We start from the raw sequence: 16,008 nt of genomic DNA, 5'->3' as shown, positions 1-16,008 counted from the left end.
CCGGCCCCCACTATGGGAGCCGGGCCATCGGCGTCTTGGAACAACCGCGTAACCCGCGCCCGGAGCGCCGCAACCGACCCGCCCCCGTTAGCCTCGTCGCATGAGCCGGCCGCCCACCTTCACCCCGCCCCCCTGCGCCCGCCCCCGCGCGCTCGCCACCGCACGCGGCACCTTCGCCGTGCTCGACGCGCAGCCCGTCGGCGACGTCCTGGGCACCGCCCTGCTCCTGCCCGGGTTCACCGGGAGCAAGGAGGACTTCATCGCGCTGCTGGAGCCTCTCGCCGAGGCCGGCTACCGCAGTGTCGCCGTCGACGGGCGGGGACAGTACGAGACCGATGGATCCGACGACCAACAGGAGTACGCCCAGGGCGAGTTGGCCCAGGACGTACTCGCCCAGGCCGAAGCCGTCGGCGGGCCCGTGCATCTCCTCGGGCACTCCCTCGGCGGTCAGATCGCGCGCGCCGCCGTTCTCCTCGACGCCGCCCCGTTCACCACACTCACGCTCCTGTCCTCCGGCCCCGCCCAGATCACCCCGGCCCAGCAGCAGAAGGTCAAGCTGCTGAGCGACGCTCTCTCGGTGATGGGGATGGACCAGGTCTGGGAGGCGATGAAGGCGCTCGATCCGCCGGAGGACGCCGAGACCGACGGCGAGGACCTCCGCCGCCGCTGGCTGCGCCACAACCCGGCCCAACTGATCGCCACCGGCCGCCTGCTGACCGTCGAACCGGACAGGGTCGCCGAGCTCGCCGCCGTACAGCCGCTGCCCAAGCATGTGATGTCCGGCGAACGGGACGACACCTGGCCCGTGCCACTTCTCGACGCGATGGCGCAGCGCCTGGGCGCCCACCGGACGGTCATCACGGGCGCCGAGCACTCACCGAACACCGACCGCCCCCTCGAGACAGCCGCAGCCATCGCCGGCTTCTGGGATCAGTACTGAGCCTGAAGGTGCTGCCAGAAACCGTCCCGCAGCGCCCGCCGCAGCACCGCATGCCCCCGCAGCGACCGCTGCAGCACCCTCTCCGCCTCGATCAGCAGGTCCTGGTCCACCGGGCCCGGCAGATACGGGTGACCCGGCAGCAGCTCCGCCATCGCCTCCCGGCCCCGTTCCGCCAGCCATGTCGCCGCGATCTGCGCGCCCACGAAGCGCACCTCGTCCCGCGACGGCGGCGGCGCGCCCTCGTTCTCGTACGTCGTGACCGGGCGGCGCGTGATGTACGGCCGGCAGAAGTCCAGGTCGAACGTCCGCTGGCTGTCCACCTCCCACAGCAGCGGCTCCGCCTGATTGCGCCCCTCGGCGGCTTCGATGCCCCACAGATGGACCCGCGCCCCGTACCCCTGGGCCGCCTCGACCGCCGAGACCAGGTCCTCGTCACCACCGACGAGCGCCGCGTCGCTGATCGCGCGGTGCCGGGCGAGCGACTCCAGATCCGTGCGTATGAGTGAGTCGACGCCCTTCTGCTGGTTGTTCGCGTTGAGGTTGCCGAGGCGCACCTTGACGTCGGGCAGCTCCGCTATGGACTGCTGCTCGGGGGTGTGGATACGGCGTCGGGCCCCGTCGTACCAGTAGACCCGCAGCAGCCTGCTGTCCGCGAAGATCGTGCGGGCCTTGTCGATGAAGGCCTCGATCAGCCCCTCCGCGTCCAGGTCGAAGGAGCGCCGGTCCTCGGTGCCCACGACAAGCAACCCGGCCGCAGCATAGACGTAACCTGCGTCCACGAAGATGGCATGGGTAGAAGGGGTCTTCGCGACCTCGGCGAGCATCCGCTGCAGGAGCTCATTGGTGCGCTCCAGGCGGGCCCTGATGTCAGTGGTCTCTGCGTCATCTACACGGTGCTCATTCATACGGTGCTCATTCTCCGTGGCCGAGCCACTACTCGCCAGTAGTTAGGCATCCAAAAAATTTCCTTAGCGTAGGGAATGTTTGCAGGGTGCATACCGTTGAACACGTACAGAACACAGACGGACATCCGTCGCCATCAGTTCTCCAGCAGGAGGATCAGACGAAGGGAGAAGCCATGCGCTTCGAGATCATGCGACTCGACGACGTCGACGGCACCGCCGTGGACAGCACCGTCGTAGACGCCGCCTCCGTCAACAGGATCGTGCAGCAGGCCGCTTCGATCGGCCAGCGCATCTATATCCGACCGGCCGATTCCACGGCCTCGTAACGCTTGACGACGTTGTGATGTGACGCACTGCGCCCCCGTACGGATGGATCCGTACGGGGGCGCAGTGCGTTCGGTGCCAGGCGCTCAGGCTCCCTGGATGACCTGGGTGATGCCGTTGATGATCTGCTGCACGGCGATCGCGGAGAGCATCATGCCCGCGAGCCGGGTCACCAGCACCACACCGCCGTCCTTGATCAGGCGGATGATCAGCAGCGAGTAGCGCATCGTCAGCCAGAGCACCGCATGCATTGCGACGATCGCCGCCCATACCGAGACCTGCTGCGTGACGCCGTCCGCGTGCTGCACGGCCAGGATCACCGAAACGATTGCACCGGGACCGGCCAGAAGCGGCATGCCCAGCGGCACCAGCGCGACATTGACGTCCTTGGTCTGCTTGGGCTCGTCGTTCTTGCCGGTCAGCAGGTCGAGCGCGATGAGCAGCAGGAGCAGACCGCCCGCGATCATCAGCGCGGGCACGGAGACATGCAGATAGTCCAGGATCTGCTGACCGAGAATGCCGAAGACGGTGATCACGCCGAAGGCGACGGCCACCGCCTGCCAGGCCATGCGGCGCTGCACCTTGGCAGGACGGCCCGAGGTGAGCGCGAGAAAGATCGGAGTGATCCCCGGGGGATCCATGATCACAAAAAGGGTGAGGAAGAGAGAACCGAAAATGGCAGCGTCGAACACAGTGAGGGCCTAGCGCGAAGAGGGGTCGTACAGAGGGGTGCGGTCGAGGAGCTACGAGCGGCTTCCGCCGGCGCCCGGCACCGGGAAGGCGCCGGTCGCACGGCGCGTGATCTCGCCGTAGATCTCCGGGTCGGTGGTGTACTCGCCGAGCACACAGGTCTTGCGGCTGCCGTGGTAGTCGCTGGATCCGGTGGCCAGCAGCCCCAGGTCGGCGGCGAGGTCGCGCAGCCGGACACGCGTCGGGGCGTCATGGTCCATGTGGTCGACCTCGATGCCGTCGAGGCCGCACGCGGCGAGTTCGGCTATTGCGGACTCGGGCACCGTACGGCCGCGCTGGACGGCGAGCGGGTGCGCGAAAACGGTGACACCACCGGCGGCCTTGACCAGCCGGACCGCTGTGAAGGGGTCGAGTTCGTGCTTGGTGATGTGCGCACGGCCGCCGTCGGCGATCCACTCGGGCGTGAAGGCGTCGGAGACGGTGGGTACGACGCCAAGTTCGACGAGCGCCGAGGCGATGTGCGGGCGGCCGACCGAGCCGTCTCCGGCGATACGGGCCACCTGGGACCACTCGATGGGAACGCCCAGCTCCTGGAGCTTGGCCACCATCGCCCGGGCGCGCGGCACCCGGTCGTCCCGTACGAGCTCACGCTCGCGCAGCAGCTCGGGTTCGTCGGCGTCGAAGAGGTAGGCGAGCAGATGCAGGCTCACGCCGTCGATACGGCAGGAGAGTTCGGCACCGGTGACCAGAGTCACGCTCTCCGGGAGCGCGGCGATCGCCTCGGCGTGACCGCGCGTGGTGTCGTGGTCGGTGAGTGCGACGACGTCCAGCCCGGCCGCGGCGGCGTTGCGCACCAGCTCGGCGGGGGTGTCCGTACCGTCCGACGCCGTGGAGTGGGTGTGCAGATCGATGCGCACGACGCGTGACTCCAGGGACGGCAGACGGACAGGGGGACGGTCAAGTGTATCGGGGATCCGAACAGCCCTGGTTCACGGCAGAAGCCTCACCCGTGGACGACGAGAGCGGACGGGGAGAGCGGCTACGAGAGAAGCCGCGGCGACAGCGCCCCGCAGGGCAGCAGTTCCATCTCGGCGCCCAAGTCCCGCAGATCCGTCAGCACCAGCTCGTCGTACATCAACAGCCCGGACTGCTCCGGCCAGACGATCGCCCACAGCCACAGCCCGCGCGCCTCGCCCGCGAACACCGCGCGGTCCTCGGGAGCGTCGGACACATGCCACAGGGGGGTGGGGCGGCCGGCGGCGAGGAGCTTGGCCTGCGGTGGTTTGTCGACACAGATGTGCGGGCCCGGATCGGGTCCGTCGATCCCGGCGTAGCGCGCGCCGAGGCCGACGCCCAGTTCCTCGGCGACCAGCAGCAGCTCGCCGATTCCGCCGAGCGGGCCGGGCCCCGAGCAGGCCACGGCCGTGGCGCGGCCTCCACTGCGGTCGTCTCCCGCGTACGCGACACCGGTGAAGAGCCAGCCGACGGGCAGCGGCCAGGGCATCCACACGGGGACTTTCGCGCGGTGCACGACCACACCGAGGGCCTCGACGCTTGGCGGGATCACCGGCTGCAGCGGGTGCACGGCTCCGTGCACATCGCACTGCCACGAGTCGGCAAAGAGACCGGGCGCCCTCACCCGGCCACCGCACTTCGGGCAACTGGGTTCGCCCCTCATAGCGCCCAACGGTCCTCTCCGGCCGTCGCCGCGTCAAGGACGATCACCCGTCCGGCGTGTGCCCCCATCGGCCAAAAGTAGATGTAGCTTGCATTCATTAGGCTCTCTAATTTATTGTTTGTATATCGCAACGATCCATCGGAGAAGCAGAGAAACAGAGGAGTCGTCCATGCGCGGAGAGGATCCGTTCGACGAGGGAGCCACCAGCATCCTGCGTCAGCCGAAGGCCGTCTGGGCCACGGCCGGCGCGTCCGTCGTCGCCTTCATGGGGATCGGCCTGGTGGACCCGATCCTGCCGTCCATCGCCAAGGGCCTGGACGCGACGCCCAGTCAGGTCTCGCTGCTGTTCACCTCGTACTTCCTGATCACCGCGGTCGCGATGCTCGTCACCGGCTTCGTCTCCAGCCGTATCGGCGGCAGGAAGACCCTGCTCGCCGGGCTCGCGCTCGTCATCGTCTTCGCCGCGCTCTCCGGCACTTCCGGCTCCGACGGCGAACTCGTCGGCTTCCGGGCAGGCTGGGGCCTCGGCAACGCACTCTTCGTCTCGACCTCGCTCGCCGTCATCGTCGGCGCGGCGGCCGGCGGGAGCGCCGCGGCGATCCTGCTCTACGAGTCGGCGCTCGGCCTCGGCATGGCATGCGGACCGCTGCTCGGCGCGCTGCTCGGCAACGCCAGTTGGCGGTACCCCTTCTTCGGCACCGCAGCCCTGATGGCGATCGGCTTCCTGTGCATCGCCGCCTTCCTCAAGGAGCAGCCGAAGCCCGCGCGCAGGACCTCGCTGCTCGACCCGGTGAAGGCGCTCGGACACGGCGGCCTGGCCTCCGCAGCCGCCTCGGCCTTCTTCTACAACTACGCGTTCTTCACCGTGCTGGCCTTCACGCCGTTCGTGCTGAACATGACGCCGTACACGTCGGGCGCGGTGTTCTTCGCCTGGGGTGTGCTGCTCGCGGTCTTCTCCGTACTGGTGGCGCCGCGGCTGCAGGCGCGCTTCGGGTCGCTCAAGGTGCTCGGCGGCTCGCTGCTGCTGCTCGCCGTCGACCTGCTGGTCATCGGATACGGGAACCACACCGTGGCCGTCGTCGGAACGGTCGTCTCCGGCGCCTTCATCGGCCTGAACAACACCGTGTTCACCGAGCTGGCGCTGGGCGTCTCGGACGCGCCGCGGCCGGTGTCCGGCGCGGGCTACAACTTCGTCCGCTGGTTCGCCGCGGCCGCCGCGCCCTACTTCGCACCGAAGATCGAGGAGTGGAGCAACATCCACATCCCGTTTGTGGTCGCGGCGGTCGCGGCCGTGATCGGCGCGGGCATCGTCCGGGTACGGCGCGCCTCGCTGCGCCGCGAGGCGGAGCAGCTCCAGCCCGTCCACGCCACCCAGGACGGTGTGACGGCCTTCGCCAACTAACCTGGCCTCAGTCGAGAGTTACGGACCTGCGCAGCGGATCGCGCAGGTCCGTACCGTGCGTCAGCCACCGCTCCTGCAGCTCCTGCGCGCCGTGCACCCTCTTCCACGCGGCCTCGTTGGACGTCATCGGCAACAGCGGCAGGAAGTGCACCGGATCCATCGGCTCGTCCAGCTCCAGATCCGCCACCAGACCGCCCGGCTCCGCGACGAGCACCGAGCTGAACGGTGCGGACGGCCAGAGCGGATCACCGACGTCCAGAGAGGCGCCCGGTGCCACGACCACGCCCTCGACCTGCGGTGACGCGGCCAGTACAGCGAGCGTACGGAGCACCTTGTCGGTGTCGGCGACCCCGGCCCGTACGGACAGCACCAGCTCCGCGCGGGGGCCCTTCACCGGGTCGGCGAGGGCCGCAGTGGGGTCCGTCATCGGATGCGCGGACATGCCGAGGGTGGCGTAGCGCACGATGGCTCCGTCACCGTCCCGGTCCAGGAAGCGGAGCACCTCGATGCGGTCCGTACCGAGGAATGTCACCGCGGCGCGCGCGTCCGGTTCGCCAAGTGCCGTACGCAGCCTGGCCTCGACCAGAGCAAGAACTTCTTCCATGTCGCGAGCATAAAGCGCGTAAGGAATGGGCAAACGAAGGGATTGGCCCCCAGTCGGCTGATAGTCTTGGCCGCTGGTCGGGACGGCACGCAGAAGCGTTGCTCTCAAGTCCCGACGACACGTCATCCCCTACGGGGGACCGGCAGGAGGAGGTGGGGCTGCGGTGGATCGAAGTCGACCGGTCAGTACCAACCGCTCTTCCGCACGGCACCATTCCTCTGTGATCTGAGGCCTTCCCGCACGGGGCCCACGGCATTTCGCACGACGGAAGAGCACTTCGTTTTTGCCTGTCTGTAGCGAACGCCGTCACCGCGATCCCGCGGTGCCGCCCGCTTTGCGGACGTATGCATCACGTCCTCATTCCGGGCTGTGCCACGCCACTCGCCGACGGCCTCTCCGTGAAGGAGCCAGCCATGTCGATGATCCGTGACCTGCGTGCAGCGGTCCGTCCGTCCCTGCGCAAGAGCAACGCCCCGTACAGCACGTACGACACCACTCGCGATCCGTCCGCCTCCAGCGCAGTCGTCGACTGCGCGGTCTACCGCGACGGAAAGCGGCTGAAGAACGCGACCTGCCAGACGCCGCACGAGGCCATGCTGCGGGTGCGTGACAGCGGCGGCTTCGCATGGATCGGGCTGCATGAGCCGACGGAGGCGGAATTCGCCGGTATCGCAGCGGAGTTCGGGCTGCACCCACTGGCCGTCGAGGACGCCGTCCACGCCCACCAGCGGCCCAAGCTGGAGCGGTACGACGACACACTGTTCACCGTCTTCAAGACGATCCACTACGTCGAGCACGCCGAGCTCACCGCGACCAGCGAGGTCGTCGAGACCGGCGAGGTGATGTGCTTCACCGGCCGGGACTTCGTCATCACGGTGCGGCACGGCGGCAAGGGCTCGCTGCGGGCACTCCGGCACCGGCTCGAGGAGGACACCGAGCTGCTCGCCAAAGGGCCGTCCGCGGTGCTGCACTCCATCGCCGACCATGTGGTCGACGGGTACATCGCGGTGGCCGCGGCCGTGCAGGACGATATCGACGAGGTGGAGATCGATGTCTTCTCCGCGCCCGCGAAAGGAAGCCCGCGCGGCAGCGACGCCGGCCGGATCTACCAGCTCAAGCGCGAGGTACTGGAGTTCAAACGGGCCGTGTCCCCGCTGCTGCGGCCGATGCAGCTGCTGAGCGAGCGTCCGATGCGGCTGGTCGACCCGGACATCCAGAAGTACTTCCGCGATGTCGCCGACCACCTCGCCCGGGTACAGGAGGAGGTCATCGGCTTCGACGAGCTGCTGAACTCCATCCTCCAGGCGAATCTGGCGCAGGCGACGGTCGCGCAGAACGAGGACATGCGCAAGATCACCTCCTGGGCGGCGATCATCGCCGTGCCGACGGCGGTGTGCGGCGTGTACGGCATGAACTTCGACCACATGCCCGAGCTGCACTGGAAGTACGGCTACCTCATGGTGCTCACCGGCATCATCGGCGTCTGTCTCGCGATCCACCGCACCCTGAAGCGCAACGGCTGGCTGTAGATAGGCTGCGGGCATGACAGACAGTTCCGCTCGCTTCGCTGGGGAGACCCCACTGCTCGGCCAGGCGCTCGTCGAGGAGGCCACCAAGAAGTCCGGCCTCATCTGGGTCCGCGGCGAGGGCCCCCGACGGGCGCTGTGGCACGTGTGGCACGAAGGCGCCGCGCATATCGTCGGCGACGGCCCCGGCGAGCAGCCACTGCCGCAGCTGACGGCCGGCGGAACGGCCGAGGTCACCGTCCGCAGCAAGGACAAGGGCGGCCGGCTGGTCGTCTGGACGGCGTCGGTGAGCGAACTCGTCCCGCACTCCGAGGAGTGGGAGGGGGCCGTCGCCGAACTCAAGGGCAAGCGCCTGAACGCGCCGGACGCGGAGCAGATGACGGAGCGCTGGGCCCGCGAGTGCCGGGTGCTGCGCCTCGAGCCGCAGAACGCGATCACGGACCTGCCGGACACGTCGGGGGCGGCCGTACCGCTGCCGACGTCGGCGACGACGCGTCAGCCCGCACCGGTGGCTTTGCCGCGTCTGCTCCTGAAGCGCAAGAAGAGGCGCGGTTAGGACAGGCTGGAAAATCCAGCCCGTCCGGCGATTGAGGACCGGGGTCCGGGACGGAACCCCGGGAAACAGCTAGTCGCTGGTCTTCGGCAGCTGGCCGCCGTAGTCGACCATCTCGTCCTTCTCCGGCGCCGCCAGCGTGAAGTCCTTGTCCCAGTCCGCCAGCGTCAGCACACCCGCGCCGCCCGCCCGTGCGAACTGCAGCGGATACGGCTTGCCCTCCAGCGAGACATCCAGCGTGCCGCCCTCGCCCTCGCCGCCGATGACCTTGATGGTTCGTACACCGCCCACCTCGGTCCGGTCGCCCTTGCTGAGCTCGCCCTGCATCCCCAGCAGGCCCTCGAGCAGCACATCCATGTCCGTGAAGACGCGGAACTGCTTGTACGCCGGGTCGCCCTCAGGCACCTTCACGTACATGTCGTCGAGCTTGCCCGCCGCCTCCGTGTCGGTCTTGCTCGGCTTCTCCTTGTCCTTGGCGTCCGCATGGCTCCAGAACCCCGCGTCGGCCTTCAGGAAGAGCGCGTCGCCGACCCGCAGCAGTTCGAAGGTGTTGTCCTTCGAAGTGACGGAGCCGGTGCCGCCGTCGTGCTTGAGCCGCATGTTCAGCTTGTACGTGCCGCCCTTGCTGACCAGCGTGCCGGAGAGCCGCACGGACGCCGCCGCGTGCGAGGCGTCGCGCGCCTTCGTCTCGATCTCGGTCGCGGACAGCTTTCCGACGCCGTTGGTCCCCGCGTCCGGATCCTCGCCGCTGCATGCCGTGAGCGCCGCGGTCAGCCCGGCGCAGAGCGCCACCGAGAGCGCGGCCCGGCGGGCTCGGGCGGCCAGGGGGAGGGGAGTCACAAGCGCACTGCCTCTCATCTGCGAGTCGTGAGTCATGGCTGGCAGACCGCAGCGTACCTGTGCTGAGCACACCGATCCTCAGAGAGCCGTACGGACGCCAGCCAGGGCGCCACGGAACGGCACGGGCTAGCCTGAAGCCCCTGAACGGCAGCATTCACGGGCAAAAAGGAGGCGCGCAACATGGCAGCAGGCGCCCCTCGGATCTTTGTCTCGCACCTCGCCGGCGTGCCCGTCTTCGACCCCCAGGGCGACCAGGTGGGCCGCGTCCGCGATCTGGTGGCGATGCTGCGCGTCGGCCGCCGTCCGCCGCGGCTGCTCGGCATGGTCGTCGAGGTGCTCAGCCGCCGCCGGATCTTCCTCCCGATGACCCGGGTCACCGGCGTCGAGTCGGGCCAGGTCATCACCACGGGCGTACTCAACATGCGGCGCTTCGAGCAGCGCCCGACCGAGCGGCTGGTGCTCGGCGAGCTGCTGGACCGGCGCGTGCGACTGGTGGAGAGCGGCGAGGAGGCCACGGTCCTCGATGTCTCGATCCAGCAGCTGCCGGCCCGTCGTGACTGGGAGATCGACAAGGTCTTCGTACGGAAGGGCAAGCCAGGGGCGCTGCGCCGCAAGGGCGAGACGCTGACCGTCGAGTGGTCCGCGGTCACCGGGTTCTCGCTGGAGGAGCACGGGCAGGGCGCCGAGAGCCTGCTGGCGACCTTCGAGCAGCTGCGCCCCGCCGACCTCGCCAATGTGCTGCACCACCTCTCGCCGAAGCGGCGCGCCGAGGTGGCCGCGGCCCTCGACGACGACCGGCTCGCGGACGTACTGGAGGAGCTGCCGGACGACGACCAGGTGGAGATCCTCGGCAAGCTCAAGGAGGAGCGCGCGGCGGACGTCCTGGAGGCCATGGACCCGGACGACGCGGCCGACCTGCTGTCCGAGCTGCCGGAGGAGGACAAGGAGCGGCTGCTGGCGCTGATGCGGCCCGACGACGCGGCGGACGTACGGCGGCTGCTGTCGTACGAGGAGCGGACGGCGGGCGGCCTGATGACCACCGAGCCGATCGTGCTGCGACCCGACGCGACGGTCGCGGACGCCTTGGCGCGCGTACGCCAGCAGGACCTGTCCCCCGCGCTTGCCGCGCAGGTGTACGTCTGCCGGCCGCCGGACGAGACGCCGACCGGCAAGTACCTGGGCACGGTGCACTTCCAGCGGCTGCTGCGGGACCCGCCGTTCACGCTGGTCAGCTCGATCGTGGAGAGCGATCTGCCGCCGCTCGCGCCGGGCACCGCGCTGCCCGCGGTCACCAGCTATCTCGCCGCGTACAACATGGTGGCGGCGCCGGTCGTCGACGAGAGCGGTTCGCTGCTGGGGGCGGTGACCGTCGACGACGTACTCGACCATCTGCTGCCGGAGGACTGGCGGGAGACGGAGTTCGATGAGGCCGCCCACGAGGAGTCCGCCCATGGGTAGCGGCAGCGACGGGCTGACCGATCGCAGCGAGCAGAAGGAGCGCATGCCCGCCGGGGCGAGTGCGGCGCCGCGCCACCGGGTCCGGCTCGATCAGCCCCGCGCGCCACGGCGCAGTCTGCTGCCGGAGTACGACCCCGAGGCCTTCGGCCGGTTCTCGGAGCGGATCGCGCGTTTCCTGGGGACCGGCCGGTTCCTGGTCTGGATGACGCTGATCATCATCATGTGGGTCGTCTGGAACATCTCCGCGCCCGGGGATCTGCGTTTCGACCCGTACCCGTTCATCTTTCTGACGCTGATGCTGTCGCTCCAGGCCTCGTACGCGGCCCCGCTGATCCTGCTGGCGCAGAACCGGCAGGACGACCGGGACCGGGTCACCCGTGAGCAGGAGCGCAAGCAGAACGAGCGGTCGATCGCGGACACCGAATACCTCACACGGGAGATCGCGGCGCTGCGGATGGGGCTCGGCGAGGTCGCCACCCGCGACTGGATCCGCTCCGAATTCCAGGATCTGATCAAGGATCTGGACGAGCGGCGCCTATTCCCGCAGGAGCCCGCGCGCGAGAGTGACGAAGGCGACCGCTGAACACTCTTTCCGGGGGTGGGAGTCGGCGCCGTACCATCGTCGTATGGCTACGGAAGACGCGGTGCTTGAAGCACTGGCGACGGTGAACGACCCCGAGATCAACCGACCGATCACCGAACTCGGCATGGTCAAATCGGTCGAGATCGGGGCGGACGGCACGGTCGCCGTCACGGTGTATCTCACCGTCTCCGGCTGTCCAATGCGCGAGACGATCACCAAGAATGTGACCGACGCGGTCGCGCGCCTCGAGGGCGTCACGCGCGTCGACGTCACGCTGGATGTGATGAGCGACGAGCAGCGGAAGGAGCTCGCGAGCTCGCTGCGCGGCGGCACCGCCGAGCGCGAGGTGCCCTTCGCCAAGCCCGGCTCACTGACCAGGGTGTACGCGGTGGCGTCGGGCAAGGGCGGCGTCGGCAAGTCCTCCGTCACCGTGAACCTGGCGGCGGCGATGGCCGCCGACGGACTGAAGGTCGGTGTCGTCGACGCCGACATCTACGGACACAGCGTGCCGCGGATGCTGGGTGTGGACGGCCGTCCGACCCAGGTCGAGAACATGATCATGCCGCCGTCGGCGAACGGCGTGAAGGTCATCTCGATCGGGATGTTCACCCCGGGCAACGCGCCGGTGGTGTGGCGCGGCCCGATGCTGCACCGTGCACTGCAGCAGTTCCTCGCGGATGTGTACTGGGGCGACCTGGACGTACTGCTGCTCGACCTGCCGCCGGGGACCGGCGACATCGCCATCTCGGTGGCGCAGCTGGTGCCGAACGCAGAGATCCTCGTGGTGACCACCCCGCAGCAGGCCGCGGCCGAGGTCGCCGAACGGGCCGGCTCGATCGCCGTACAGACCCACCAGAAGATCGTGGGCGTCGTCGAGAACATGTCGGGCCTGCCGTGCCCGCACTGCGACGAGATGGTCGACGTCTTCGGCAGCGGAGGCGGCCAGCGGGTCGCCGAGGGCCTGACGAAGACGACCGGCGCCAATGTGCCGGTGCTGGGCTCCATCCCGATCGACGTACGGCTGCGGGAGGGCGGCGACGAGGGCAAGCCCGTTGTGATCACCGACCCGGACTCGCCGGCGGGCGCCGCGTTGCGCACGATCGCGGGGAAGCTCGGCGGACGCGCGCGCGGGCTGTCGGGCATGTCGCTGGGGATCACCCCGCGCAATAAGTTCTGACGAAGGTCGTGGGCATTCGTTCCGGCGAGCGGAAACGGATGCGTACAACCCGACCACCGGCCGGCACGGTGCGCGCAGCGCGAAGGGGCGCCGCTCATGAGCGGCGCCCCTTCGTCGTAAGCCCGACCTTCCAGCCCGACCCTCCAGCCCGACCTTCCAGCCCTACGCTCTAGACGTACGCGCCGAGGTTCTGGACCGCAGAGAAGCCCAGCCCGTACGCGCTCATGCCGCGCCCGTACGCGCCCACGTGCACCCCGGCCCCGGTCGAGCCGGCGAGCACCCAGCCGAACTCCGACTCGCGGTAGTGGAAGGGCGTCGGCACACCGTCGACGGGCAGCGAGAGCATCAACCAGGCCGGTCCCGCCAGATCGTCGGCGAGCTCGAAGGCGGTCTCGGTCTGCTGGTCCAGCCAGTTGTCGCGCAGCGAGTGGTCGAGCTGACCGGGCCAGGTGTGGGCCAGGAGCCCCGAGCCGGCCAGCCAGGCCGCGGAGGAGGCCGTGGTGGCGTCCAGTACGCCCGTGCCGTCGCCGGTGTGCCGTACCGGGCTGGCAGCCACGGTGACGACGACAGCGAAGCGCTCCTTTTCCGGGCCGCCCGCGTCCGACCGTATCGACGGCTCGTCGCCGTGGCCCATGGAGCCGTGCTGGACCGTGCCGTCCGCCGCGGTACCCACCTGCATCAGCCGGCGCGGGCCGGTGAAGGCCTCGTCCAGTCCGTACCAGGGGAAGGTCGCACGCAGAAATCCGTCGACCACACGCTGAGCCGCTGTCACCCGCTGCGTCGTGAGCGGGTTCTCCCCGCCGGGCGCAGGAGAATCGCTGACCGTTCCTTGCGCCGCTAGCCGACTTGTCGTCTCCATCTACCCGGCCGCCTCCTCTGTCTCCGAGGCCCGGAGCGGACCCGCCCCCCTCGGGCGTCCTCACGTCCGGACAGATGGAGAATAACCACCCTGTCCCGGCTCGCAGGGATTGACGGTACTCAGGTCGCGTCTGCGTCGAAGGGCGGTCGCTCGTCCCGATCGACGTTTTCGCGCTTCTTGAGCAGGTCGGGGGTGCCGGGCGAGCCGTTGACGGCGGCCGGGACCGAGGCCGCGGATTCGTTGCCGTGCACCGCGTCCGCGACCTCGTTGATCTCCTTCTTGAGGTCGAAGCTGCTGCGCAGGTCCTTGAGGTCCTTCAGATCCTCGTTCTCGTCCAGCTGCTTGCGGATGAACGTCTTGGGATTGAGGTCCTCGAACTCGAAGTCCTTGAACTCCGGCCCCAGTTCGCTCCGAATGTCATGCTTTGCACTTTCGGAGAACTCGCGGACCTTCCGGATGAACCGTGAGGCGTCCTGGATGACCTTCGGCAGCTTGTCGGGGCCGAAGATGAGCACGGCGAGCACCACGAGCGCCACCAGCTCCAGTGCGCCTATGTCGTTGAACACCCTGCTGCTCCTCGTGTTCTCTGCGGCCCGCCAGGTCGGATGGGGTCCGGGCCCGATCCACGGTACCCGCCGAAACTTCTGCGCGGTACCTTTCGATGGGCGCTGCGCCGAGCCGTCCGGCGGCCGTTCGACCGGCCGTCATGTGCCGTCCGCGGAGCCGAGTGTCAGCGTCATCTTCCCTTCACGGCCGGCGCGAACCACCGTCAGCTCCAGCCGGTCACCGGGGCGGTGGGCGCGGATCTTGACGATCAGCTCCTCGCCGCTGTGCACCCGCTGGCCGTCGATCTTGGTGATGATGTCGCCCGCCTTGATGCCCGCCTTGGCGCCGGGGCCGTTCTTGCTGACCGACGCGGAGCCGTCCCTGCCCTTGTCGCCGACGCGTGCGCCGTCGCCGGTGTACTTCATGTCGAGACTGACGCCGATCACCGGGTGGGTGGCCTTACCGGTGTTGATCAGCTCCTCGGCGACACGCTTGCCCTGGTTGATGGGGATCGCGAAGCCGAGTCCGATCGAGCCGGCCTGGCCTCCTTGGGTGTCCGTGCCGCTGTCCGCGGCCCGGATCGCGCTGTTGATGCCGATGACACGGGCCTTGGTGTCCACCAGCGGGCCGCCGGAGTTGCCGGGGTTTATCGGGGCGTCGGTCTGCAGCGCGTCGACATAGCTGACATCACTGCCGTCACCCTTCTCGCCGCCCGCGGTGATGGGGCGCTCCTTGGCGCTGATGATGCCGGAGGTCACGGTGTTCTGGAGATCGAACGGCGCGCCGATGGCGACGACCGGGTCACCCACCTGGACGTTGTCGGAGTTGCCGAGGGGCAGCGGCTTGAGGCCGGAGACACCGGAGACCTTGACGACGGCGAGGTCGTAACCACTGTCCTTGCCGACGAGCGTCGCCCTGGCGGTCTCGCCGCCGCTGAAGGTGACCGAGATCTCACCCGCGGAGCCTGCCGGGTCGACGACATGGTTGTTGGTGAGGATGTGGCCCTGCTGGTCGAGTACGAATCCGGTTCCGGTGCCCTGTTCGCCGCCGCCGCTGACATGGAGGGTGACAACGCTCGGCAGGGCGCTGGCGGCGATACCGGCAACACTGTCGGGTGCGCGGTTGCCGTTGTCCTTGGCGGCCTGCGGGAGTTCGACGCTGGTGATGCCGCCGTTGCGCTCGATGTACGCGCCTATGCCGCCGCCGACAACACCGGCGACGAGCGCGAGCAGGACCGCCCCGACCAGCAGCGATCCGCGTCGGCGCTTCTTGTTTACGGGCTCACCGACGTGGGTCAGCGGCTGCCCGGGTGTGCTCCACGGGTCGTACTGCAGCCACAGCGAGGGCAGCGGCTGCGGCCGCTCCTGGGGCTGGGGCTGGGGGTGCGGCTGAGGCTGGGCGTGCGGCTGCTGGGGGGACGGGGACTGGGGCGGCGGCGCATATCCGCCGCCGGTGCCCCCACCGGCCGGTGTTCCGTTCTGCGCGGGGTACGCCGGCGGTACGGGTGTGCCCTGCGCCGGAGTCGGCATCGGCCGCTGTACGGGAGGGGCCGGCGCCCATGGCCCGGGCCCGCCGTAGGGCGGGGTGCTGTACGCATCGGGCTCGTGCAGGGGCTGCGGCCGACTCTGTTCCGCTGCGGGCTGGGCTGCGGGCACCGGGTCGACGGCCGTCTCGGCGTCCCGCGGCACGGGCACGGGCACGGGGGCCTGCACCGAGGTCTGCACCGGAGGCAGTTCAGTCGTTACCTCGGTCTCCTGGTGCGCCGGTGCCGGCGCACCAGGCTCGGAGTGAGTCGTACGTCCCGCACTGGGCCGGCTCCACCACTTCGCCTTCGGCCCGGTGGGCTTCCCGTCGTCCATGCTCTCCCCGCAAACTGCCGACCACTGCGGCACCCTCCTGGGGCACCCCTCAGAGGATTCAACC

The 16,008-nt window shown here is 69.2% G+C and carries 17 protein-coding genes; 8 read left to right on the top strand and 9 right to left on the bottom strand.

The genetic code is table 11. From position 1 onward, the window contains the following. Nucleotides 1–100 precede the first annotated feature (100 nt). The gene (locus OG735_RS28070) at nt 101–940 is read left to right on the top strand and encodes an alpha/beta fold hydrolase (protein ID WP_327325912.1); all 840 of its coding nucleotides are present in this window, start codon (nt 101–103) and stop codon (nt 938–940) included. Here the strand turns inward: OG735_RS28070 and OG735_RS28065 are convergent. After that, nucleotides 931–1,845 (bottom strand): NYN domain-containing protein, encoded by a 915-nt coding sequence (locus OG735_RS28065; RefSeq protein WP_327325911.1) that lies wholly within the window; start codon nt 1,843–1,845, stop codon nt 931–933. The genes OG735_RS28070 and OG735_RS28065 overlap by 10 nt on opposite strands. A gap of 173 nt (nt 1,846–2,018) precedes the next feature. Between OG735_RS28065 and OG735_RS28060 the strand changes: the two genes are divergently transcribed. Next, the gene (locus tag OG735_RS28060) at nt 2,019–2,171 is read left to right on the top strand and encodes a hypothetical protein (protein ID WP_327325910.1); all 153 of its coding nucleotides are present in this window, start codon (nt 2,019–2,021) and stop codon (nt 2,169–2,171) included. Between the two features lie 84 nt (nt 2,172–2,255). Here the strand turns inward: OG735_RS28060 and OG735_RS28055 are convergent, their stop codons facing one another. From OG735_RS28055 to OG735_RS28045, 3 genes are all read right to left on the bottom strand, one after another. After that, entirely contained in the window at nt 2,256–2,861 is a 606-nt protein-coding gene (locus tag OG735_RS28055) for a MarC family protein (protein ID WP_327325909.1), read from the bottom strand. A gap of 51 nt (nt 2,862–2,912) precedes the next feature. Next, a complete protein-coding gene (locus tag OG735_RS28050) occupies nt 2,913–3,776 on the bottom strand; it encodes a PHP domain-containing protein (protein WP_327325908.1) in 864 nt (287 codons plus the stop codon). Nucleotides 3,777–3,898: 122 nt separating this feature from the next. After that, nucleotides 3,899–4,537, bottom strand: a complete 639-nt coding sequence (locus tag OG735_RS28045) for a DUF6758 family protein (RefSeq protein WP_327325907.1) — start codon at nt 4,535–4,537, stop codon at nt 3,899–3,901. A gap of 169 nt (nt 4,538–4,706) precedes the next feature. Between OG735_RS28045 and OG735_RS28040 the strand changes: the two genes are divergently transcribed. Continuing rightward, nucleotides 4,707–5,939, top strand: a complete 1,233-nt coding sequence (locus OG735_RS28040) for an MFS transporter (RefSeq protein WP_327325906.1) — start codon at nt 4,707–4,709, stop codon at nt 5,937–5,939. A 7-nt stretch (nt 5,940–5,946) separates the two neighbouring features. Here OG735_RS28040 and OG735_RS28035 read toward each other — a convergent pair whose 3' ends face one another. After that, complete coding sequence (locus OG735_RS28035; RefSeq protein WP_327325905.1) at nt 5,947–6,543, bottom strand: suppressor of fused domain protein; 597 nt, start codon at nt 6,541–6,543, stop codon at nt 5,947–5,949. Nucleotides 6,544–6,956: 413 nt separating this feature from the next. Here OG735_RS28035 and OG735_RS28030 point away from each other — a divergent pair, with 413 nt between their 5' ends. Together OG735_RS28030 and OG735_RS28025 are read left to right on the top strand one after the other, a co-directional pair. After that, nucleotides 6,957–8,072, top strand: a complete 1,116-nt coding sequence (locus tag OG735_RS28030) for a magnesium and cobalt transport protein CorA (RefSeq protein WP_327325904.1) — start codon at nt 6,957–6,959, stop codon at nt 8,070–8,072. 13 nt (nt 8,073–8,085) lie between these two features. Continuing rightward, the gene (locus tag OG735_RS28025) at nt 8,086–8,625 is read left to right on the top strand and encodes a hypothetical protein (protein ID WP_327325903.1); all 540 of its coding nucleotides are present in this window, start codon (nt 8,086–8,088) and stop codon (nt 8,623–8,625) included. A 69-nt stretch (nt 8,626–8,694) separates the two neighbouring features. Here OG735_RS28025 and OG735_RS28020 read toward each other — a convergent pair whose 3' ends face one another. After that, nucleotides 8,695–9,462, bottom strand: coding sequence for a hypothetical protein (locus tag OG735_RS28020; RefSeq protein WP_327325902.1), 768 nt, complete (start codon nt 9,460–9,462; stop codon nt 8,695–8,697). 180 nt (nt 9,463–9,642) lie between these two features. Between OG735_RS28020 and OG735_RS28015 the strand changes: the two genes are divergently transcribed. Genes OG735_RS28015 through OG735_RS28005 form a run of 3 tightly spaced genes read left to right on the top strand, consistent with a single transcriptional unit; the run spans nt 9,643 to nt 12,680 of the window. Further along, nucleotides 9,643–10,920 (top strand): magnesium transporter MgtE N-terminal domain-containing protein, encoded by a 1,278-nt coding sequence (locus OG735_RS28015; protein WP_327325901.1) that lies wholly within the window; start codon nt 9,643–9,645, stop codon nt 10,918–10,920. A 43-nt stretch (nt 10,921–10,963) separates the two neighbouring features. Then, nucleotides 10,964–11,503 (top strand): DUF1003 domain-containing protein, encoded by a 540-nt coding sequence (locus OG735_RS28010; protein WP_327328487.1) that lies wholly within the window; start codon nt 10,964–10,966, stop codon nt 11,501–11,503. A gap of 43 nt (nt 11,504–11,546) precedes the next feature. Further along, complete coding sequence (locus OG735_RS28005) at nt 11,547–12,680, top strand: Mrp/NBP35 family ATP-binding protein (RefSeq protein WP_327325900.1); 1,134 nt, start codon at nt 11,547–11,549, stop codon at nt 12,678–12,680. 169 nt (nt 12,681–12,849) lie between these two features. Here OG735_RS28005 and OG735_RS28000 read toward each other — a convergent pair whose 3' ends face one another. The 3 genes from OG735_RS28000 to OG735_RS27990 form a co-directional block, all read right to left on the bottom strand. Beyond that, the gene (locus OG735_RS28000; RefSeq protein WP_442812503.1) at nt 12,850–13,539 is read right to left on the bottom strand and encodes a hypothetical protein; all 690 of its coding nucleotides are present in this window, start codon (nt 13,537–13,539) and stop codon (nt 12,850–12,852) included. A 119-nt stretch (nt 13,540–13,658) separates the two neighbouring features. Continuing rightward, nucleotides 13,659–14,105 (bottom strand): sec-independent translocase, encoded by a 447-nt coding sequence (locus OG735_RS27995; RefSeq protein WP_327325899.1) that lies wholly within the window; start codon nt 14,103–14,105, stop codon nt 13,659–13,661. A 138-nt stretch (nt 14,106–14,243) separates the two neighbouring features. After that, nucleotides 14,244–15,944: a S1C family serine protease gene (locus OG735_RS27990; protein ID WP_327325898.1), complete on the bottom strand. Its 1,701-nt coding sequence runs from the start codon at nt 15,942–15,944 to the stop codon at nt 14,244–14,246. Between the last annotated feature and the right edge of the window lie 64 nt (nt 15,945–16,008).

The organism is Streptomyces sp. NBC_01210, assembly GCF_036010325.1.
Lineage (GTDB): Bacteria > Actinomycetota > Actinomycetes > Streptomycetales > Streptomycetaceae > Streptomyces.
The sequence above is the reverse complement of the archived record's forward strand: the minus strand, read 5'-3'. Positions and strand labels throughout refer to the sequence as shown.